Annotated in this window: 17 protein-coding genes; 11 read left to right on the top strand and 6 right to left on the bottom strand. The window is 70.3% G+C overall.

The window, feature by feature from the left end:
• Positions 1-152: helix-turn-helix domain-containing protein (locus RIC31_RS00675; protein ID WP_350100011.1), on the bottom strand; the 152-nt coding region annotated here is incomplete at its 3' end.
• Positions 153-450: 298 nt separating this feature from the next.
• Between RIC31_RS00675 and RIC31_RS00670 the strand changes: the two genes are divergently transcribed.
• The 3 genes from RIC31_RS00670 to RIC31_RS00660 all read left to right on the top strand — a co-directional run bounded on the left by RIC31_RS00670 (position 451) and on the right by RIC31_RS00660 (position 5,827).
• On the top strand, positions 451-1,623 hold the full coding sequence (locus RIC31_RS00670) for a serine hydrolase domain-containing protein (RefSeq protein ID WP_350100004.1): 1,173 nt from the start codon (positions 451-453) through the stop codon (positions 1,621-1,623).
• A 105-nt stretch (positions 1,624-1,728) separates the two neighbouring features.
• Positions 1,729-2,910 carry a M20 aminoacylase family protein gene (locus tag RIC31_RS00665; RefSeq protein ID WP_350100002.1) on the top strand — a complete coding sequence of 394 codons (1,182 nt, stop codon included), beginning with the start codon at positions 1,729-1,731 and terminating at the stop codon, positions 2,908-2,910.
• 130 nt (positions 2,911-3,040) lie between these two features.
• On the top strand, positions 3,041-5,827 hold the full coding sequence (locus RIC31_RS00660; RefSeq protein ID WP_350100000.1) for a PAS-domain containing protein: 2,787 nt from the start codon (positions 3,041-3,043) through the stop codon (positions 5,825-5,827).
• A 17-nt stretch (positions 5,828-5,844) separates the two neighbouring features.
• On the opposite strand, the gene RIC31_RS00655 is transcribed toward RIC31_RS00660, so the two are convergent.
• The 3 genes from RIC31_RS00655 to RIC31_RS00645 all read right to left on the bottom strand — a co-directional run bounded on the left by RIC31_RS00655 (position 5,845) and on the right by RIC31_RS00645 (position 9,280).
• Positions 5,845-6,150, bottom strand: a complete 306-nt coding sequence (locus RIC31_RS00655; protein WP_350099998.1) for a hypothetical protein — start codon at positions 6,148-6,150, stop codon at positions 5,845-5,847.
• Between the two features lie 325 nt (positions 6,151-6,475).
• Positions 6,476-7,519, bottom strand: a complete 1,044-nt coding sequence (locus RIC31_RS00650; RefSeq protein WP_350099996.1) for a pentapeptide repeat-containing protein — start codon at positions 7,517-7,519, stop codon at positions 6,476-6,478.
• A gap of 228 nt (positions 7,520-7,747) precedes the next feature.
• Positions 7,748-9,280 carry an acyl-CoA synthetase gene (locus RIC31_RS00645; protein WP_350099994.1) on the bottom strand — a complete coding sequence of 511 codons (1,533 nt, stop codon included), beginning with the start codon at positions 9,278-9,280 and terminating at the stop codon, positions 7,748-7,750.
• Between the two features lie 177 nt (positions 9,281-9,457).
• Between RIC31_RS00645 and RIC31_RS00640 the strand changes: the two genes are divergently transcribed.
• The 4 genes from RIC31_RS00640 to RIC31_RS00625 are packed head-to-tail and all read left to right on the top strand — an operon-like array spanning position 9,458 to position 13,315.
• A complete protein-coding gene (locus RIC31_RS00640) occupies positions 9,458-9,655 on the top strand; it encodes a hypothetical protein (RefSeq protein WP_350099992.1) in 198 nt (65 codons plus the stop codon).
• 13 nt (positions 9,656-9,668) lie between these two features.
• On the top strand, positions 9,669-10,775 hold the full coding sequence (locus RIC31_RS00635) for a mandelate racemase/muconate lactonizing enzyme family protein (protein ID WP_350099990.1): 1,107 nt from the start codon (positions 9,669-9,671) through the stop codon (positions 10,773-10,775).
• Between the two features lie 58 nt (positions 10,776-10,833).
• Complete coding sequence (locus tag RIC31_RS00630; RefSeq protein ID WP_350099988.1) at positions 10,834-12,528, top strand: sensor histidine kinase; 1,695 nt, start codon at positions 10,834-10,836, stop codon at positions 12,526-12,528.
• Between the two features lie 40 nt (positions 12,529-12,568).
• On the top strand, positions 12,569-13,315 hold the full coding sequence (locus tag RIC31_RS00625) for a ribonuclease T2 family protein (protein WP_350099986.1): 747 nt from the start codon (positions 12,569-12,571) through the stop codon (positions 13,313-13,315).
• Between the two features lie 37 nt (positions 13,316-13,352).
• Here RIC31_RS00625 and rocD read toward each other — a convergent pair whose 3' ends face one another.
• Both rocD and rocF read right to left on the bottom strand, forming a co-directional pair.
• Positions 13,353-14,579 (bottom strand): ornithine--oxo-acid transaminase, encoded by a 1,227-nt coding sequence (rocD, locus tag RIC31_RS00620; RefSeq protein ID WP_350099984.1) that lies wholly within the window; start codon positions 14,577-14,579, stop codon positions 13,353-13,355.
• Between the two features lie 16 nt (positions 14,580-14,595).
• A complete protein-coding gene (gene rocF / locus RIC31_RS00615; protein ID WP_350099982.1) occupies positions 14,596-15,561 on the bottom strand; it encodes an arginase in 966 nt (321 codons plus the stop codon).
• 150 nt (positions 15,562-15,711) lie between these two features.
• Between rocF and RIC31_RS00610 the strand changes: the two genes are divergently transcribed.
• The 4 genes from RIC31_RS00610 (at position 15,712) to RIC31_RS00595 (ending at position 20,356) form a co-directional block, all read left to right on the top strand.
• Positions 15,712-16,143 (top strand): Lrp/AsnC family transcriptional regulator, encoded by a 432-nt coding sequence (locus RIC31_RS00610; protein ID WP_350099980.1) that lies wholly within the window; start codon positions 15,712-15,714, stop codon positions 16,141-16,143.
• 78 nt (positions 16,144-16,221) lie between these two features.
• Positions 16,222-17,025, top strand: coding sequence for a DUF2066 domain-containing protein (locus RIC31_RS00605; protein ID WP_350099978.1), 804 nt, complete (start codon positions 16,222-16,224; stop codon positions 17,023-17,025).
• The gene (locus RIC31_RS00600) at positions 17,022-17,918 is read left to right on the top strand and encodes a phosphotransferase (RefSeq protein WP_350099976.1); all 897 of its coding nucleotides are present in this window, start codon (positions 17,022-17,024) and stop codon (positions 17,916-17,918) included. The genes RIC31_RS00605 and RIC31_RS00600 overlap by 4 nt, the downstream gene beginning before the upstream one ends.
• Positions 17,915-20,356, top strand: coding sequence for a GcvT family protein (locus RIC31_RS00595; RefSeq protein ID WP_350099974.1), 2,442 nt, complete (start codon positions 17,915-17,917; stop codon positions 20,354-20,356). The genes RIC31_RS00600 and RIC31_RS00595 overlap by 4 nt, the downstream gene beginning before the upstream one ends.
• The last annotated feature ends 74 nt before the right edge of the window (positions 20,357-20,430 follow it).

Raw genomic sequence — 20,430 nt, 5'->3', positions numbered from 1 at the left:
GGATAGCAGCCGGCCCGCTTCAACTCCCGGCTCACCGTCGACGGGTCGCGCTTGAGCGCGCGGGCAATTGCCCGCACGCTCAAGCCATCGCGCAGACCATCCATGATCGATAGCCGCTCACCGTAGCTCAGGTGACTGTAGCTCTTCCCCATCGCACCGCTCCCGTTCCAGCGCACCGGAGCGTGCCCTGTTGCACTTACTTTTGGAACGCGCCTTTCGGTGACAGTAATTTCGGTGACAGTGCACTCATCTCATAGATCTGAGGCACTCCAACAGTCGAGGCGCGTCAATTGAATGCACTGTCACCAGAATTCCCAGAATTCCCAGTGGCCCCCGGCTCGGCGACCCGTGCGGGCGCAGCCCGGTACCCCGGCGACCGGCAGGAAGTGGTTGACGCCGGCCGCCGCCGGTCGGTCAATTCGCCTGCCCGACGAGGAGCAGGAGCATCCGATGCCCGACCACACCGCCCCGGCGTTTCCCGAGCAGCCCGACGCAGCACTGGCGACCCGGCTCGATGCCGTGCTCGACGACTATGTCGGCGGTTCGATCGTCGGCGCGGTGGTCATCGTGGCCCGGGACGGGAAGATCGCTTACCGGCGGGCCGCCGGCCATGCCGACCGCGAGAGCGGCCGGGCGATGACCGCCGACACCCCGTTCCGGCTGGCCTCGGTGACCAAGCCCTATGTCACGGTGGCGGCGCTGGCGCTGGTCGACCGCGGGATCCTGGAACTGGACGCCCCGATCAGCCGCTGGCTGCCGGATTTCCGGCCGCACCACGACGGCGCCGAGGCGACGATCACCCTGCGGCACCTGCTCAGCCACACCTCGGGGCTCGGCTACGGGTTCTTCCAGAAGGCCGACGGGCCGTACCTGGCGGCCGGGATCTCCGACGGCATCGACCGGCCCGGCTTCGACCTGGCGGAGAACCTGCGCCGGCTGGCCGGGGTGCCGCTGAACTTCGCGCCGGGCTCGGCCTGGCTGTACTCGCTGGCGACCGACGTGCTGGGCGCGGTGCTGCAGGCCGCGACCGGCCGGCCGCTCGCCGAGGTGGTACGCGACCAGGTGACCGGGCCGCTCGGCCTGACCGGCACCGGCTTCCACGCCGCCGAGCCGGACGCGCTGGCCACCGCCTATGCCGACGCGCCCGGCGGTCCGGCGCGGATGGACGACCCGCACGCCGTGTCGTTCGGCGAGGGCGGGGCGATCCGGTTCGCGCCGTCGCGGGCCGGCGACGCCGCGGCCTATCCCTCGGGCGGCGCCGGCATGGTCGGCACGCCGGGCGACTTCCTGGCCCTGCTGGAGGCGCTGCGGACCGGCGGCGCCCCGGTGCTGCGGCCGGAGACGGTGGCGGCGCTCACCACCAACACGGTCGGCACCATGGCCGAGCAGGGCATCGGCGCCGGCTGGGGCTTCGGCCTGGGGGTCGCGGTGCTGGTCGACCCGGCGGCGGCGGCTACCCCGCAGGCGGCCGGAACCTGGCGCTGGGGCGGCGTCTACGGCCACAACTGGTTCGTCGACCCGGCCGCCGGGCTGGTCGTCACGACCTTCACCAACACCGCGGTTTCCGGGATGAACGGCCCGATCCGCGAGGCCGTGCGCGACGCGGTGTACGGCGCCGGCTGACCCCGGCGGCTCGCGGGCCGGCCGAACAGGCGTTGCCCGCGGCCGCCCGCTGCGCCTAAGCTCTGCTCCCCCGCCTGTCTGCCATCTCCCCGGAGCGCCTCCCCGATGCCCGTGATCAACCGGATCGCCGAGTTCCATGAGGAATTGACCCGCTGGCGCCGCGAGATGCACGCCCATCCGGAGACCGCCTTCGAGGAGATCTGGACCTCCGACTTCATCGCCGCCCGGCTGGCCGAGATCGGGGTCGACCGGATCGAGCGGAATATCGCCAGGACCGGCATCGTCGCCACCATCAAGGGGCAGGGCGCCTCGGACCGCAGCATCGGCCTGCGCGCCGACTTCGACGCCCTCGACATCACCGAGACCACCGGCAAGCCCTGGGCCTCGACATTGCCGGGCAAGATGCACGCCTGCGGCCATGACGGCCACACCACCATGCTGCTGGGGGCGGCCAAATACCTGGCCGAGACCCGCAACTTCGACGGCACTGCGGTGCTGATCTTCCAGCCGGCCGAGGAGAACGAGGGCGGCGGCCGGGTCATGGTCGAGGAGGGGCTGTTCGAGCGGTTCCCGGTCGACGCCGTGTACGGCATGCACAACCGGCCGGGCCTGGCGCTCGGCAAGATGTGCATGCGAAGCGGCCCAGCGATGGCCGGCTTCGACATCTTCGAGATCACCATCCACGGCTATGGCGGCCACGCCGCCCGGCCGCACACCACCATCGACCCGATCGTCGTGCAGGCGCACATCGTCCAGGCCCTGCAGACCATCGCCAGCCGCAGCACCGACCCGCTGGACAGCGTCGTGGTCTCGATCACCCAGGTGCATGGCGGCGACACCTGGAACGTGATCCCCGAGAAGGTGGTGCTGCGCGGCACCGTGCGGGCGTTCCGCACCGAGGTGCAGGACCGCACCGAGGCGACCATGAGCCGGCTGTGCCGCAACGTCGCGGCGGCGTTCGATGCCTCGGTCGACGTGCGCTACGAGCGCCGCTACCCGCCGCTGTCGAACCATGCCGAGCATGTCGAGCTGTGCGCCGGCGTGGCCAGCGAGCTGTTCGGGGCCGACAACGTCGACACCGACCCGGCGCCGGTCATGGGGTCGGAGGACTTCGCCTTCATGCTGAACGAGCGGCCGGGTGCCTACGTCAATATCGGCAACGGGGTCGGCGACCAGGGCGGGGTGATGGTCCACAACCCGGGCTACGACTTCAACGACGCCGCCCTGCCTCACGGCGCCTCGTTCTGGGCGCGGCTGGTCGAGACCCTGATGCCGCGCGCGGCGTAGCGTCCGCCGTTCCGGCGCCTTTTATCGATCGTTAACCGAATTCGGCGATGCTGCCTGCGTGAGTCGTTCGCCGGTCGGTAACCAATGCGCGTTCAACGTCGCAGGGGGCGGGCCGGCGAGGAGGAAGCGCATGGTGGAAAGGCTCGGTCAGGGGGACAGCGAGGCCGACTTTCGGCCTGTCCTCGAGGACTTCGCGCAGGCGTCCGGCGGCTGGCTGTGGCAGACCGACGCCGATCACCGCTTCACCTACATGTCGGACAGCGTCCTCGCGATCACCGGGGTGAGCCCCGAATGGCACTACGGCCAGTCGCGCCGGGACTTCGGGGTTCCGGAGGCGGTCTCTCCGGAGGAGTGGCAGGCGCATCTGGACACCCTCGACCGGCACGAGCCGTTCGACGGCTTCGTGTTCCGGCGGCGCGGGCCGGATGGCGAGAAGTGGATGCGGACTTCCGGCCGGCCGTATTTCGACGCCGACGGACGGTTCCTCGGCTACCGCGGGGTGGCGATGGACGTGACCGTCCAGGTCGAGGCGGAACGGACGATCGGCATGCTCCGTGGGGCGATCGAGCAGCTTGCCGAGCCGTTCGTGCTGTGGGGGCCGGACGACCGGCTCGTCATCAGCAATCGGCGCTTTCGCGAGATCAACCGGTTCGCCCCCGACCTGACGCGGCCCGGAACGCCGTTCGAAGAGCATGTCCGCGGGGTCGCCCGGCACGAGGCGTCGCTCGGCAACATAGACGACGCCGAGGCGTGGGTGACCGAGCGCCTGCGCCGGCATCGCGAGGCCGGCGAGCCGTTCGAGCTTCGCCGGGACAACGGGGTCTGGCTGCTGCTCCAGGAGCAGCGGATGTCCGACGGGTCGACCGTGACCGTCACCACCGACATCGCCGCAGTCAAGCGCGCCCAACTGGCGGCCGACGAGGCCCGGCGAAGGCTGGTGGACGCGATCGAGGCTCTGCAGGACGGCTTCTGCCTGTTCGATCCCGACGACCGGATCGTGCTGTTCAACTCCGAGTACGCGGCGTTCTACGAGGCGCTCGGCGCGCCGATCCGGGTCGGGCAGACCTTCGCGGACCTGGCCCGGGTGGTGATGGATCGCGGCCTGATCGCCGAGGCCGTCGGCCGCGAGGACCTGTTCCATGCCGCCGCCGTCGCGCGCCACAAGGATGCGAGCAGGCCGTCCGAGCTGCGGCTGGTCGACGGCCGCTGGTTCAGGATCCAGGAGACCCGGACCGCGGATGGCGGCATCGTCCGGTTCCGCGCCGACATCACCGAGGTGAAGGCGCGCCAGAAGGAACTGGAGGAGGCGCGCCGCCAGGCCGAGGCGGCGACCGCCGCGAAGTCGTCCTTCCTCGCCAACATGAGCCACGAGATCCGGACGCCGCTGAACGGAATCGTCGGCTTCGGCCGGCTTCTGGCGGCGACGCCGGTTTCCGGCGACCAGGCCGACTACCTGAAGCGGATCCTGCAGTCGTCGGACCAGTTGCATGCGATCGTGAACGACATCCTCGACTTCTCGAAGATCGAGTCCGGGCACATGCGGTTGGAGAACGTCCCCTTCGACGTCATGGAGACGGTCCGTGGCGTCATCGACATGGCGGATCCGAAGATCCGTGACAAGCGGATCGCCCTGCGGCTGATCGCCGATCCCGACGTGCCGGCGCATGTGACCGGCGACCCGCTGCGGGTCGCGCAGATTCTGGGAAATCTCTGCAGCAATGCGGTCAAGTTCACCGAGCAGGGCGAGGTGACGGTGCGGATCCGGTGGGAACCGGCACAGGCCGGACGCGCGGTCTTTCACTTCAGTGTCGCGGACACCGGCATCGGCATGTCGCGCGAGCAGCTGGCGCGCATCTTCCAGCCCTTCACCCAGGCCGACGATTCCACCACCCGGCGGTTCGGCGGCACCGGCCTCGGCCTGTCGATCTGCCGGCACCTGACCGGGCTGATGGGTGGAGAGATCTGGGCCGAGAGCAAGGAGGGCGCCGGCAGCGTCTTCCACTTCCGGATCCTGCTCGACATCGCCGGCCACTCGGCCGGACCGCGTCGCGACGCGGTGGGCGGCGGGGACAACCCTGCCGGCGACGAGGCCACGATCCGGGGCATGCGGGTGCTGCTGGTCGAGGACAACGAGATCAACCAGGATCTCGCCGTCGCCGTCCTGCGGCAGTTCGGCGTCGTCGTGACGGTGGCGAACAACGGCCGACGGGCGGTGGAACGCATCGTCGCCGACGGGGCCGCGGCCTTCGACGCGGTGCTGATGGACGTGCAGATGCCGGAAATGGACGGGTTGACCGCGACCCGCCTGCTGAGGGCGCTACCGGCCTGCCGCGATCTCCCGATCATTGCGATGACCGCGCATGTCATGCAGGCGGACGTCGAGATGTGCCTGGCGGCGGGGATGTCCGACCATCTAGGCAAGCCGTTGAACCATAACGGTGTTTGTTCCGTCCTGGCGCGCTGGCGAAAGCGCCGGGGCGGTATGGCGCGAGGGCGCAAGGCTGCCGCGCCCGACGCGCAGGGGCCGGCGGTTCCGGCCGTCTCGCTGGTCCAGGCGCTCGCCGAACTCCTGCCGAACGGGGCGGTCGCCGGACGGATTCTGCACGAGTTCGCGCGCTCGCAGCCGCCGACGGTGTCGGAGCTCGGAAGGGCGGTGGCGGGCGGCGACTGGGTCGAGGCCCGTCGGCTGGCGCATCAGGTCAAGGGAATGACGGCCAACCTCCGGATGCGGGAACTCGCCGCCGCCGCCGCCGGGCTCGAGGCCCTGCTGGACCGGTCGGAGCCTTCGGCGGTCGAGCTGGCGGCCGCGATGCGCGCGGTCGACGATGCGCTCGCCGAGGTGCTGGGCCGGATCGCCGTCGAACTGCCGGGCGAGACCGCCGAGGGCCCGCCGCGCGTCAGCTTGTCGACGCGCTAGGGTCGTCGTCCGGGAGGCTATTCCTGGGGCGGCTCCGATTTCGCCGCCGGACCGCGGTCGCCGCGGCGAAACAACCCTTCCATGACCTGCCCGAGGGCGTTGTGCAGGTTGCGTACCGCCGAGCGCGACAGGATCAGCCGGCCGACCACCGCGTGCTCCTGTCCCTGGCCGTCCGGGGTGGAGCGCATGTTGACCAGGTTCATCCGCACGATGCCGTCGCGCACGGTGGCGCCTATGACCCCGTCGACGAAGATCTCCGCACAGTCCGGATCGACCACGATCTTGATGTCTGCCGCCGCTGCCGGCGCTTCCCGGTCGCTCATATCCCCGTTCCCTGGCCATATTTGACTCGAATGCACTCTAGCATCGGCGTCGGGGCAAGCTAGTGGTCGAAATCGGACATATGGCGACCATGGGACGGCGTGCCGAGGCCATCCGGCCAGGCGCGCGATGCGTGGTGATGCCGGGGCATCACGAGCATCGCGCAACGCCGCCGGTGGGCTCGGCACGCCGCCCGCAGGGTCCCCTGTCCCGGCGTCTCGGGGCGTCGAGCGTCCTTGCCGATGGGCCGGCATCGCCGGCGGACGCTCTCCTGCCGAGACACCGGGACAGGGGATCCCATGGGCACCATATGTCCGATTTCGACCACTAGCTGTCGATGCGGGTGGTCAGCGTGGTCTTTCGGCCGCCCGATCGCACGATCAGGCCGCCGGTCTGCGCGCTCGTCAGGTCGACTCCTTCGAGGGTAGCCCCGGTCAGGATCGCGCCGCGCAGGTCGGCATCGGCGATCTTGGCACCGGTCAGGTTGGCGCTCTGCAGGTCGGCGCCGGCCAGATAGGCGCCGGTCAGGTCGGCCGAGCTCAGATTCGCGCGCCTGAGGTCGGCGCAGGTCAGCTCGGCATAGGCAAGGTTGGCACCGGAGAGGTCGACGTCCCGGAATGCCGCGCGATGGCCCTTGCGGCCCTCGCTCATCACCCATTGCACGTGGCTCAGCAGCTTCTGCTGGGTGTCCTTGTCGAAGCTGCCGAGTCCGAGGAACACCTGGGCGCCGTGCAGCTTGGCCTCCGACAGGTTGCAGTCGGCGATCTTGGCGTTGCGCAGCTGGCAGTTGCTGAGGTTGGCGCCGCGCAGGTCGGCGCCGGCGAGGTTGGCGCCGGACAGGTTGGCGCCGCGCAGGTTGGCGCCGCGCAGAACCGCGCCCTGGAGGTCGCACTCGAACAGGTTCGCGTACCGCAGGTCGGCCTTCTCCAGGTTGGCATTGGTCAGCCGGGCGCGCTCCAGATCGACCTCGCTCAGATCCGCCGACTGCGTTCCGCCGGCCAGGGTCAGGGTGGCCGGGCCGACATCGGCGTCGGTCAGGTCTGTGTGCTTCAGGTTCGACCCGCGCAACCTGATGCCGCGCAACCGCGCCTTGCGCAGGTTCGAGCCCTCGAGGCTGGTCGCCAGCACGGTCGACAGCTCGAAATCGGCCTCGGCGAAATTGGTCCGCCAGAACGAGCAGTCCTGGAAGGTGACGTTGAGGAAGCAGGCGTTGCGCAGGTCGACGGCGGTCGTCTGGACCTTCTCGATGGTGGTGTTGGCGAGCAGCAGCCGGGTTCCGTTGCGCGGGTTCGCCAGGAACCGCTCGTGCTTCTTGTACAGCTCGTCGAATGCCGCCCTGTCGACCGTCTGGGTAGCCAACTTGCCGCTCATGCTGCCCCCACCTTCAGCCTGCCACGGGGCGTAGGAAGGTTTGCAACCAGCCTTCGGCCGGCAACAATCTTCACGCTTCTAGGCCTGCCGTGAAGACTCATAGCCCGGAAACTACAGGGCATGTGTGAAAAACATTGATTAATTTCCAGGCGCTCCGGAAAGACATCCGCGCCAACCCGGTGAGGCCGGCGCGGACTTCGAACGAACCGGCGGTCCGCCGATCCCGGTCTATCCGGCCGGTTCTCCCAGCTGCCGCCGAAGTTCGGTCTTCAGAATCTTGCCGTAGTTGTTCTTCGGCAGGTCGGCGACCATCCGGTACTCCTTCGGCCGCTTGAACCGGGCGATGTTGTCGAGGCAGAGCCGGTCGAGCTCCGCGAGGGCGACCTCGGCGCCCGGGCGCGGCCGGACGAAAGCCACGACCTCCTCGCCCCAGTCCTGGTGCGGGCGGCCGACCACGGCGCACTCGAGCACCTCCGGGTGGCGCAGCAGGACCTCCTCGACCTCGCGCGGATAGATGTTGGTGCCGCCGGAGATGATGACGTCCTTCGAGCGGTCCTTGAGGGACAGGAAGCCGTCCTCGTCGAACGCCCCGACGTCGCCGGTCCAAAGCCAGCCGTCCCGGATCGACGTGGCGGTCGCCTCCGGGTTGTTCCAGTAGCCGGCCATGACGATGTCACCGCGGCAGATCACCTCGCCGGTTTCGCCGTCCGGCAGATCGTTGCCGTCCTCGTCGACGACCCGGACCTCGACGTCGGTCCGGGGAAACCCGGTGGAGCCGATGCGGCGCTCCCACTTCGGATGGTCGCGGTCGACATAGATATGCTTCGGCAGGCCGGTGATCGTCATCGGGGCCTCGCCCTGGCCGTAGATCTGCGCCAGCTTCGGGCCCAGCACGTCGAGCGCGCGCTTGACGTCCTCCAGGTACATCGGGGCGCCGCCGTAGACGATGGTCTTGAGGTTCGCGAGGTCGGCCTGCCCGATGTGCGGCGTGTTGATCAGCCGCGTGACCATGGTCGGGGCGAAGAAGAACGAGCAGCCCGGCCAGCGCTCGATCAGCCGCAGTGTCTCGGCGACGTCGAAGCCGCCGGATTCCGGAATCACCGTGTTCGCGGCCTTGGCCACGTGCGGCAGGCCATACAGGCCGGATCCGTGACTCATCGGCGCCGAGTGGATCATGCAGTCGGTCGGCAGGATGGTGTCGACGTCGCCGAAATAGTTCATCACCGCGACCATGAGATTGCGGTGGGTCAGCATCGCCCCCTTCGGTCGTCCCGTGGTCCCCGAGGTGTAGAACAGCCAGGCGAGGTCGTCCGGGGCCACCGGCGCGACCGGGACCGGATCATGCGCCAGCAGCGCATCGTAGCCGGCCGTTCCGGTGACCACGGTATGCTCGAGACCGGGAAGCTCGTCGCGCACGGTCGCCAGTGCCTCAGCGATGTCCGGGCTGGCCACGCACGCCCGCGAGCCGGAGTGATCGAGGATGTAGGCGTGCTCCTTGGGGTGCAGCTTGGCGTTCACCGGAACCGCCACCAGGCCGGCGTGCCAGGCGCCGTACATGACCTCGAAATACTCGGGGCCGTTCTTCATGACCAGGGCGACCCGGTCGCCGGACGCGAGCCCGAGGGCCCGCAGGCCACCGGCGAGGCGGGCGACCCGGTCGGCGAACGTCCGGTAGTCGTAGAGCACCCGCTCGCCGAGCGACATCGCCGGGCGTTCGCCGAAGCTCCGTGCCACCTGGGCCAGCACCTTCGCCTGATTCATGCTTCCTCCTGCCGTTCGGCACGTCCCTGCGCTGCACGCCGGCGAACCGTAGCAGCGGCCCGGGTATGGCGGTAGGCGGCGAAACGCACGAGGCTTCCCCCCTGCCTGTCCACCGACTATCTTTGCCGCGACCAGCCATAACCGCCGGACCGAACCGGCACGCGACGGAGGAACCCGATGAATGTGATCGAATTGCTGGAGGGCGGCGGTCTGCTGATCGTCAGTGTGCTGCTGATCGTGTTCGTGGTGGCGCGCAACAAGACCACCGGCGGCAACTGGCCGTCCAGCATCGTCGCGACCAACTTCATGGTTCTCCTGATCATCGGCACCGGCTTCTTCGGAATCGCGACCTTCATCGATTCCTTCGTGTCCTGAGGATCAGCGGTCGATGACCGCCGTCCCGTCCGACCGCCGGATCGCCGACCTCCGGGTCCGCCGGCTTCTCGCACCCTGGGTGGACCCGCCGCGCTGGTCGCCGTCCTACGACCGGATGCGCGAGTTGCTGGTGGTCGAGGTCGAGACCGCCGGCGGCGCCGTCGGCATGGGCTACCTGCAACTGCTGGCCGGCGGTTCGGCGACGGTCGCCGCATGCCTCGACGAACTGGTGCGACCACACCTGATCGGCCGGGACGCCACCGAGGTCGAGGCGATCTGGGGCGATCTCTGGCGGGCCAACTATTGGGTCGGACGCATGGGTGTCACGGTGTTCGCCCAGTCGGCGGTCGACGTGGCGCTCTGGGACCTGACCGCGAAGCTGGCCGGCCTGCCGCTGTTCCGGCTTTGGGGCGGTGCCTCCCGCAGCCTGCCGGCCTACGGCAGCGGGTGCTGGCGCGGCCTCGGTGGCGACGGCATGGTGGCCAAGGCCCAGGCCTATGCCGCCCGCGGGTTCCCGGCGATCAAGATGCAGGCCGGGCATCTGTACGACGACCGGACCGACGTCGAGCATGTCCGACGGATGCGCGACGCGCTCGGTGACGGCGTGGAGATCCTGGTCGACGTGAACATGGGCTGGAGCGCCGACCAGGCGATCGCCGTGGGCAAGCGCTTTCAGGACCACGGGGTGTACTGGCTGGAGGAGCCGGTGGTCTGCGAGGACTTCGCCGGCTATCTGCGGATCGCCGATGCGCTGGATCTCAGAGTGGTCGGTGGCGAAACCCATTTCACGCGCTTCGACCTGCGGCCGTTCTTCGAGCACCCGAAGATCCCGATTCTGCAGCCCGACGTCATGCGGGGCGGGCTGACCGAACTGCGGCGGATCGCGGTGCTGGCCGATACCTGGGGCATGCGGATCGCGCCGCATCTGTTCCCGGAACTGATGGTCCAGGTCCTGGCGGCGGTTCCGAACCCGCACTGGGTCGAGTATGTCGACTGGATGGAGGACGCGTGGGTGAACCCGGTGCTGCCGGACCAGGGGCGTTACGTCCCGCCCGAACGTCCCGGTCACGGGCTCGCGTTCAAGCCGGAGTTCCTTGCGGATTATACGGTGTCCGGCTGAGCGGCGCTTCCGGCCCGGGAGACTGGATGTTACGGTCGACCGGCAGCAGGGGCACCGGGTGACATCGGAGAAGAGCAACGACGCGCCTTCGAGCGTTCCGCCCGCTCCGGTGTCGGGGTGGTGGCTGGTCGGCCCGGTGCTTGCGCTGATGCTGGCTGCCGTCGCGCTGGTCGGCACGACGGTCTGGCTGGCGGCGGACGAGATCGATCGCACGGTTGTTTCCGGGTCGCAGCGTCTCGCGGATTCCGCCCTGCGGACCATGCAGCGCGAGATCGCCCTGTGGGCCAAGGACTATGCGTTCTGGGGCGCCACGGTCGAGAACCTGGTGGTGTCGCCGGATCCGGCCTGGGCGGAAGCCAATGTCGGCCAGTACGTCTTCAACACCTTCGGGACGACCGCGACCGTCGCCGTCGATGCCCGGGACGAGGTGATCTACTATGCCTCGGACCGCCGGCGGCCGTCGCCGCCGGAAGGCTTCGCCCGGACGGTGGTGGAGGCGGTCGCGCCGCTCATCGAGCAGGCGAGGGCGGCGCCGCTCGCCGAACCGGTCGGCCACTCCGGGATCGTCGCGGTCGGGGACCTCGTGCTGCTGGCCGGGGCCGCGGCCATTACGCCGGAACGCAAGTCGCAACAGGACCTGCGGCCACATCCCCGGCCGGTATTGATCTTCGTGCGTCAACTCGACATGGCGGCGTTCGACCGCCTGTCCGAGCGCTTCGACCTGCCGGATTTCCGGTTGCTGCGGGACGCCGCGTCGGCATCGGCGCACGCCTGCCCGGTCGCCGACGTGCGGGGCAATGTGATCGGCTTCGTCGACTGGACCCCGGAACGGCCGGGTGACGCGATCCTGAACCGGCTGATGTGGCCGCTGGCGGCGATCGGCCTGGCACTGGCGGCGATCGGCGGCCTGACCCTGCGCCGCGTCGTCGGGGCGAATCGCGACCTTCACGCCCAGGCCCATGCGCTGCACGTGGCGAACGAGCAGCTGTCCGAGAACACCACCAGGGTGAGGTCAGCGCTGCAGCGGGCCGAGCACGCGACCCGGGCCAAGAGCAGCTTCCTGGCCGGCATCAGTCATGAACTGCGCACCCCCCTGACGGCGATCATCGGGTTCTCCCAGATCCTCAAGCTGCAGCACCGACCCGGTCGGGAGCGCAGCCGCGAGCAGGAGTATGCCGAGATCATCCACGACAGCAGCCAGCATCTGCTGAATCTGGTGAACGACATTCTCGACCTCTCGAAGATCGAGAGCGGCGGCTACGAACTGGAGGAGAGCTGGATCGACGTCGGCCGCGAGGCCCGGACCGTGCGCTCGCTGCTGGTCCACGAGGCCGAGCGCCGCGGCGTCGAGGTCGGCGTCGATGTCCCGGAGAACCTGCCGGCCCTGTACGGCGATCCGAAGAGCCTCCGGCAGATCGTCATCAACCTGATGTCCAACGCCCTGAAGTTCACCGAGCGCGGCGGTTGGGCCAGGCTGGCGGTCCGCATCGAACCGGATGGCGGCCTGGTCATCGAGGTCGCCGACAACGGAACCGGGATCGCGCCGGAGGACCAGGGCGAGATCTGGGAGGCCTTCAAGCGCGCGCGCAATCCCGGTCTCGCTAAGGCCGAGGGCTCGGGGCTCGGCCTGCATCTGGTCAAGGTGCTGGCCGAGTTGCACGGCGCCGAGGTCGGGTTGGAGAGCGCGCCCGGCGACGGGACGCGGGTCTGGGTGGCGTTCGGGCCGGAACGGGTGCGGGTGGTGACGATCTGACCCGCGGCCGCTTCCGGAAGCCCACCGGGAGGACGGATGCATGATCGCTTCGGGGCGCTGGTTGCCGACGCTTGTCGGGATGGCCTTCCTGGCCGTCGCGGCCCTGCCTTGGTCTGCAGCGGCCGCGGACCGCTACGTCCTGGCGGTCAGCTGGCAGCCGGCGTTCTGCGAGACGCGGCCCGAGAAGCCGGAGTGCACGACCCAGACGGCGGACCGCTTCGACGCCGAGCATTTCGCCCTGCACGGGCTGTGGCCGGAGCCGCGCGGGAATGCCTATTGCGGCGTCGATGCCCGGGACCGCGCCAGCGACGAGGCCGGGCGTTGGGACCGGTTGCCGGCGATCGGCCTGACCACCGCCACCCGCGAGGCGCTCGATCGGGCGATGCCGGGCAGCCGGTCGTTCCTGCACCGCCACGAATGGATCAAGCACGGCAGCTGCTACGGGGCCTCGCCGGAAGGCTACTTCAGCGACTCCCTGCGGCTGCTGGCCGCGCTCAACGGCTCGCCGGTCCAGGCCCTGTTCGCCGCCGGCATCGGCCGGGTGGTCACCGGCAAGGCGATCCGCGAGCGGTTCGACGAGGCGTTCGGCGCCGGCGCCGGCGATCGCGTCGAGATCCTGTGCCGGCGGGTCGGGGCCCGGCGGCTGATCGTCGAGCTCCGGATCGGCCTGGCCGGCCCCGGCCCCGACCTCGCCGCCATGCTGGCGGCGGCGCCGCCGCGCACGCCGGGCTGCGGCGGCGGGATCGTCGACCGGGTCGGGACGGGCCTGACCGACGGAAAGCCCTGACCGACGGAAAGACCTGACCGGCGGCAAGTCCTGACGGTCAGTCGAGCCCGGTCAGCACCGGCTCGATCTGCTCGAGCGCCCAGTCGACCTGCTCGCGGGTGACCACCAGCGGCGGCGCCAGCCGGATGGTGTGGTCGTGGGTGTCCTTGGCCAGCAGGCCGCGCCCGCGCAGCGCCTCGCAGTACCGCCGCGCGCCGCCGGCCTCGGGGTGCAGCTCGACCGCCAACATCAGGCCGCGGCCGCGGACCTCGCGGACCGCGTTGGCGCGGATGCCGCGCAGGCGCTCGAGGAAGTAGTCGCCCTGTTTGGCGGAGTTCTCGATCATGCCCTCCTCCACCAGCACCTTGATGGCGGCGCGCGCGACCGCGCAGGCCAGCGGGTTGCCGCCGAAGGTCGAGCCGTGCTGGCCCGGCTTCAGCACGCCCAGCACCTCGGAGTTCGAGAGCACCGCCGATACCGGGTAGAAGCCGCCGGACAGCGCCTTGCCGACCAGGGTAACGTCGGCCTCGATGCCCTCATGCGCCTCGGCCAGCAGCTTGCCGGTGCGGCCCAGCCCGGTCTGGATCTCGTCGAGGATCAGGGTGATGTTCTTCGCCGTGCACAGGTCGCGGACCTTCCGGAAGTAGCCCTCCGGCGGGATGATCACGCCGGCCTCGCCCTGGATCGGCTCGACCAGGAACGCCACGGTGTTCGGGGTGATCGCCGCCTCCAGGGCCGTGTAGTCGCCGAACGGCACGACCTTGAAGCCGGGCGCGAACGGCCCGAATCCCTGGCGCGCGGTCGGGTCTGTCGAGAACCCGACGATGGCGATGGTGCGGCCGTGGAAGTTGTCCGAGCACACGATGATCTCGGCCTGGTCCTCGGGCACGCCGCGGACCTCGTAGCCCCATTTGCGGACCGCCTTGACCGCCGATTCGACGGCCTCGGCGCCGGAGTTCATCGGCAGGATCTTGTGGCTGCCGGTCAGCTCGGCCAGCTCCTCGTAGAGATAGGCGAGCTGGTCGTTGCGGAACGCCCGCGACGTCAGGGTGAGCTTGCCGGCCTGACGGACCATCGCCTCCAGGATCTTCGGGTGGCAGTGCCCCTGGTTGACCGCCGAGTAGGCCGACAGGCAGTCCATGTAGCGGTTGCCGTCGACGTCCCACAGCCACACGCCCTCGCCGCGCGTCAGGATGACGTCGAGCGGCTTGTAGTTGTGGGCGCCGAGGCGGTGCTCCATCTCGATGAAGTCGCTGGCGGGAAGGGCGCTCGCTGGCGGGGTCATGACACGGCTCCTCGGCTTAGGAAACGGGACGGGCGGGGCGGGCCAGGATGGTCTGGCCGAACAGGCTGGCGGTCATCTCGGCGAGCACCACGGCGCTGCGGCCGCGGTCGTCCAGGAACGGGTTCAGTTCGACGATGTCGGCGGAGGCGACCCGGCCGCTGTCGTACAGCAGCTCCATGATGAGGTGGGCCTCGCGATAGGTGGCGCCGCCGGGCACCGCGGTGCCGGCGCCCGGGGCGACCCCGGGGTCCAGGAAATCGACGTCCAGGCTGACGTGGATCAGGCCGTTGCGGGACTTCACCCGGCGCAGGAACTCGCGCATCGGGGCGGCCACGCCCCATTCGTCGATGGCCCGCATGTCGACCACCTCGACGCCACGCCTGCGCAGCAGGGTGCGCTCGTCCTCGTCGATCGAGCGGACCCCGACCATGGCGACGTTGGACGGGCTGACCCGGACCTGGAAGTCGTCGCCGAACAGTCCGTCGAAGCCGTCCTCGCCGCAGAAACAGGCGACCGGCATGCCGTGCATGTTGCCCGACGGCGAGGTCGCCGGCGTGTTGAAGTCGGCGTGGGCGTCCAGCCACAGCACGAACAGCTCGCGGCCGGCTTCGGCGCAATGCCGGGCGACGCCCGCGACGCTGCCCATGGCCAGGCTGTGGTCGCCGCCCAGCAGGATCGGCGTCGCCCCGTCCTGCATCAGGGCGTAGGTGCGGGTCGCCAGGCTGCGCGCCCAGCCGGCGATCTCCGGGGCACCGCGGGCCTTGCCGGGCAGTTCCAGGCCGGCGACCGGGATCGGGTTGACGTCGCCGTGGTCGTCGACCGCGTATCCGAGGCGTTGCAGCCGCTCGACGATCTCTGCGGTGCGCAGGGCGGCCGGTCCCATGGCGCAGCCGCGACGGCTTGCGCCGCTCTCCACGGGGGCCCCAAGCAGGGCGAGGCGGCGGTCACGGGTCACGGCGGGAACGCTGTCGGGGTCGGTCACGTCGGTCCTCCATCGGGGGTCGAGCCGGTCGACGGCGACCGGTGCAAGGGTGGCGCCGGCCGGTGGCGACAAAAAGCCAGAAAAGCGTCAAACTGCGCAGCTAAGTTGAGCATTTCGATAACCCTATCGTCGCAATATGACAGGTGAGCGATGGACGACACCGACCGACGGCTGATCGCCGAACTGCGGACCGACGCGCGCATGCCGGTGGCCAGCCTGGCCGGTCGCTTGGGGGTCAGCCGGGCGACCGTCCGCAATCGCATGGATCGTCTGGTGGCGGACGGGATCATCCAGGGCTTCACCCTGCGGCTCGGCGCCGAGGGCGATTTCGAGCAGGTCCGCGCGATCATGATGATCGAGGTCGAGGGCAAGGGAACCGATGCGGTGTTCCGCCGGTTGCATGGCTTTCCCGAGGTCCGGGCGCTGCACTCGACCAACGGCCGCTGGGACATCGTCGCCGAGTTGGCCACCGACACGCTGGAGGCCTTCGACCGCACGCTGGCGGCGGTCCGGTTGATCGACGGCATCGCTTCGACCGAGACGAGCATCCTGCTGTCCTCGCGCAAACGGGCCCTGGTTTGAGCCGGTCGCCGGTGGATGCTTGTTTCCGCCACCATAACACGGGCATCCTTGGGGTGTTCGATCGACGGGGGTGTACCCATGACTCGGTTGGCCTTGGCCTGGTTCCTGGCGCTGGCGGCCGTCGCGCCCGCCCGGGCGGAGATGGTCTCCGACCTCATGCGGGGCGAAGCCATCGTCACCGGCCGGGACAATCCGGAGGAACGGGCCCGCGGCATCCGGATCGCATTGACCCAGGTGCTGATCAAGACCTGCGGGGACGACCGGATCGCCGCGCATCCGCAACTGCCGAACCTGCTGGCCGAGGCCGAGGCGCATGTCGTCGGCCTCGAGTACGAGGATCGCAAGGCCGGCATCCCGATCGCCGACGAGCAGGGCACCCGCGACCGCAGCTTCCACCTCCGGGTCGAGTTCCGGCCGGAGGGCGTGCACGCCCTGCTCGACCGGCTCGGCCAGGCCCCCTGGGATGCCGACCGCCCCCGGCTGCTGGTGGTGCTGTCGGTGGTGGACGGGACCGGCCAGTATCTGCTGGGCAGCGAGTCGGCCCGCGGCGACGGCCAGCGCGAGACGCTCGAATACGATGCCTATCGCCGGGGCCTCGCCCTGGTCGTGCCGAAGATGGACAATGTCGAGGCGATGGCGCTCAGCCATGCCGAGGTCGCCGAGGCCCACGGCGGGGCGCTCGGCGCCCTCGCGTCGTCCTATGCGGCGGACGCCGTTCTGGCCGGAACCATGGCGATGACGGCGCAAGGCTACTGGAGCACCGACTGGACGCTGCTGGCCGACGGCATGCCCGAGCGCTGGCACGTGCCGGACACCACCTTCGACCGGGCGATCGCCCTCGGGCTCGGCGAGTCGGCCCGGGTGCTGGCGGGGGTTCAGTGAAGGCCGAAGGGGATTCGGGCGATCCGGCCGGCATCATCCAGGGGCTGCCGCTGTGGTCGGGCCCGGTCGCCGTCGAACCGCTCCCCGGCGGCCTGTCGAACGCCAACTTCAAGGTCGCCGACGGCGACCGCCGGTGCATGGTCCGGCTGGGCGACGACCTGCCGTTCCACCACGTGTTCCGCGATCAGGAGGCCAGGGTCAGCCGGGCCGCGCACGCGGCCGGGGTCTCGCCGGCGCTGATCCACGCCGACGACGGCGTCATGGTGTTCGAACTGCTGGAAGCCCGGACCTACGGCGAGGCCGACGTCCGCGCGCAGTGGCGGCGCATCCTGCCGCTGCTGCGCCGCTGCCACGACCAGGTCGGCCGGCATCTGGCCGGGCCGGCGCCGTTCTTCTGGGTGTTCCACGTGATCCGCGACTATGCCGCGACCCTGCGCGCCGGCGGCAGCCGGATGGCCGGCGACCTGCCGCGGCTGCTGGCGGTCGCGGAAGGGCTGGAGGCGGCCCAGGTGGCGATGCCGGTGGTGTTCGGCCACCACGACCTGCTGGCCGCCAACCTGCTGGACGACGGCACCCGGATATGGCTGGTCGACTGGGAATACGGCGGCTTCGGCACGCCGCTGTTCGACCTCGCCAACCTGGCCGGCAACGCCGGGATGCCGGAGGCCGACGAGCGGGCGCTGCTGGCGGCGTATTTCGGGCAGGATCCCGACCCGGCGCTGTGGCGCGCCTACCGGGCGATGAAGGTCGCCTCGCTGCTGCGCGAGACCTTGTGGAGCCTGGTGTCGGAGCTGCACATGGGCGCGCCCGGCGTCGACTATGCCGCCTACACGGCGGAGAACCTGGCCCGCTTCGAGACGGCGCTGGCGGCATTCGAGGAGAGCGAGCGGTGACCACGGTTCCCGACCAGGCCCAGGTCGTCGTCATCGGCGGCGGCATCATCGGCTGCTCGACCGCCTATCACCTGGCGCGCGACCACAAGGCCGACGTGCTGCTGCTGGAGCGCGGCCGGCTGACCAACGGCTCGACCTGGCACGCTGCCGGCCTGGTCGGGCAACTGCGGACCTCGGCCTCGATCACCCGGCTGCTGAAGTATTCGGTGGAACTGTACTCGACCCTGGAGGCCGAGACCGGTCTCGCCACCGGCTGGAAGCAGAACGGCGGCCTGCGGCTGGCCTGCAACCGCGACCGCTGGACCGAGATCCTCCGCCAGGCCACCACGGCCCGCAGCTTCGGGCTGGAGATGCAGCTGCTGACCCCGGCCGAGGCGCGCGATCTCTGGCCGCCGATGGACGCCTCCGACCTGGTCGGGGCGGCCTTCCTGCCGACCGACGGTCAGGCCAGCCCGTCCGACATCGCCCAGAGCCTGGCCAAGGGGGCGCGCATGCACGGCGCCCGCATCGTCGAGGGCGTGGCGGTGACCGGCTTCGAGACCGCCGGCGGCCGGATCACGGCGGTGCTGACCGACCATGGCCGGATCGCCTGCGAGAAGGTGGTGAACTGCGGCGGCATGTGGGCCAAGGCGGTCGGGCGGCTGGCCGGGGTGTCGGTGCCGCTGCAGCCGGTGCAGCACCAGTACGTGCTGACCGAACCGATCGCCGGCGTGACCCCGACCCTGCCGACCCTGCGCGACCCCGACCGGCTGATCTACTTCAAGGAGGAGGTCGGCGGGCTGTCGATGGGCGGCTACGAGCCGAACCCGATCACCTGGGCCGAAAACGGCATCCCCGACGGCTTCGAGTTCCAGCTGCTGGCCGAGGACTGGGACCATTTCGAGCCGCACATGTGCCAGGCGATCGAGCGGGTGCCGGCGCTGCAGCACGCCGGCGTCAAGCAGATGATCAACGGGCCCGAGAGCTTCACGCCCGACGGCAACTTCATCCTGGGCGAGGCGCCGGAGCTGAAGGGCTTCTTCGTCGGCTGCGGCTTCAACGCCTTCGGGATCGCCTCGGCCGGCGGTGCCGGCTGGGCGCTGGCCAGCTGGGTGATAGACGGCGCGCCGCCGATGGACCTGTGGGTGGTCGACATCCGCCGGTTCTCCGGCCTGCACCGCGACGATTCCTGGGTGCGCGCGCGCACGGTCGAGGCCTATGGCAGGCACTACACGATCGCCTGGCCGCACGAGGAATACGCCAGCGCCCGGCCGCGGCTGGTCTCGCCGCTGTACGGCCGCCTGAAGGAGCGCCGGGCGGTGTTCGGCTCCAAGCTCGGCTGGGAGCGGCCCAACTGGTTCGCGCCGGAGGGCGCCGAGCCGGGCGACGTGTCGAGCCAGGGCCGTGCCAACTGGTTCGACGCGGTCGGCGACGAGCACCGCGCCTGCCGCGAGGCGGTGGCGCTGTTCGACCAGTCGTCCTTCGCCAAGTTCGAGATGCGCGGACCGGGCGCCGCCGAGCGACTGGAGTGGATCTGCGCCAACCGGCTGCCGCGCGAGCCCGGGCGCCTCGCGTATACCCAGTTGCTGAATCCGCGCGGCGGCATCGAGTGCGACCTGACGGTGGCCCGGCTGGCCGAGGACCGCTTCTACATCGTCACCGGCACCGGCTTCCGAACCCATGACGGCGCCTGGATCCGCGAGCAGCTTGAAGGCGCCGACGCGGCGTTCGAGGACGTCACAGAGGGCTGGGCGACCCTGACCCTGATGGGACCGCTCGCGCGCGACCTTATGGCCGCCGTCTCGCCGGCAGACCTGTCGAACGCCGCCGCACCCTTCGGGTCGGTGCGCGAGGTCGCGATCGCCGGGCAGGCGGTCCGGGCGCTCCGGGTCAGCTATGTCGGCGAGCTCGGCTGGGAACTGCACATGCCGGTCGACGCCGCGGGGCCGGTGTTCGACGCGCTGATGGACGCCGGGGAGCGGTTCGGCATCCGCCCGGCCGGCTACCGCGCCATCGAGTCGCTGCGCCTGGAGAAGGGCTACCGCGCCTGGGGCGCCGACATCACCCCGACCGACAGCCCGTTCGAGGCCGGGCTCGGCTGGGCGGTGAAGCTGAAGTCCGGCATCGGCTTCCTGGGACGCGAGGCGGCCGCCGCGGTCGCCGCCGCGCCGCTGAAGAAGCTGCTGGCCGGGCTGTCGGTCGCCGACCCGGCGGCGGTGCTGGTCGGGCGCGAGACCATCCTGCGCGATGGCGTTCCGGTCGGCTATCTCACCAGCGGCGGCTGGGGCTACACGGTCGGGCGCAACATCGGCTACGGCTATGTCCGCAATCCGGACGGGGTCGACCCGGCCTGGCTGCGGGACGGCCGGTATTCGCTGGTGGTGGCGGGCGACGAGCATCCGGCCGACCTGCACCTCGAGCCGCTCTACGACCCCGGCAATGCCCGCCTGAAGGCGTGACCGTCCCGCGTTGCGTTAGATCAACGCATTCGAAGCGGATTCGAACGACCTTCGCCGCGCACAAGCCTCGGGTC

This window comes from Thalassobaculum sp., assembly GCF_040219615.1.
Lineage (GTDB): Bacteria > Pseudomonadota > Alphaproteobacteria > Thalassobaculales > Thalassobaculaceae > Thalassobaculum_A.
This window is presented reverse-complemented; position numbering and strand designations above follow the sequence as displayed.

Excerpts from the sequence above, each read along its gene's own strand:
- RIC31_RS00665 (WP_350100002.1), top strand. The coding sequence starts at position 1,729 with ATGCCCGTGATCAACCGGATCGCCGAGTTCCATGAGGAATTGACCCGC.
- RIC31_RS00605 (WP_350099978.1), top strand. The coding sequence starts at position 16,222 with ATGACTCGGTTGGCCTTGGCCTGGTTCCTGGCGCTGGCGGCCGTCGCG.
- RIC31_RS00670 (WP_350100004.1), top strand. The coding sequence starts at position 451 with ATGCCCGACCACACCGCCCCGGCGTTTCCCGAGCAGCCCGACGCAGCA.
- RIC31_RS00660 (WP_350100000.1), top strand. The coding sequence starts at position 3,041 with ATGGTGGAAAGGCTCGGTCAGGGGGACAGCGAGGCCGACTTTCGGCCT.
- RIC31_RS00645 (WP_350099994.1), bottom strand. The coding sequence starts at position 9,280 with ATGAATCAGGCGAAGGTGCTGGCCCAGGTGGCACGGAGCTTCGGCGAA.
- RIC31_RS00635 (WP_350099990.1), top strand. The coding sequence starts at position 9,669 with ATGACCGCCGTCCCGTCCGACCGCCGGATCGCCGACCTCCGGGTCCGC.
- RIC31_RS00655 (WP_350099998.1), bottom strand. The coding sequence starts at position 6,150 with ATGAGCGACCGGGAAGCGCCGGCAGCGGCGGCAGACATCAAGATCGTG.
- RIC31_RS00610 (WP_350099980.1), top strand. The coding sequence starts at position 15,712 with ATGGACGACACCGACCGACGGCTGATCGCCGAACTGCGGACCGACGCG.
- RIC31_RS00625 (WP_350099986.1), top strand. The coding sequence starts at position 12,569 with ATGATCGCTTCGGGGCGCTGGTTGCCGACGCTTGTCGGGATGGCCTTC.
- RIC31_RS00640 (WP_350099992.1), top strand. The coding sequence starts at position 9,458 with ATGAATGTGATCGAATTGCTGGAGGGCGGCGGTCTGCTGATCGTCAGT.
- rocD (WP_350099984.1), bottom strand. The coding sequence starts at position 14,579 with ATGACCCCGCCAGCGAGCGCCCTTCCCGCCAGCGACTTCATCGAGATG.
- RIC31_RS00650 (WP_350099996.1), bottom strand. The coding sequence starts at position 7,519 with ATGAGCGGCAAGTTGGCTACCCAGACGGTCGACAGGGCGGCATTCGAC.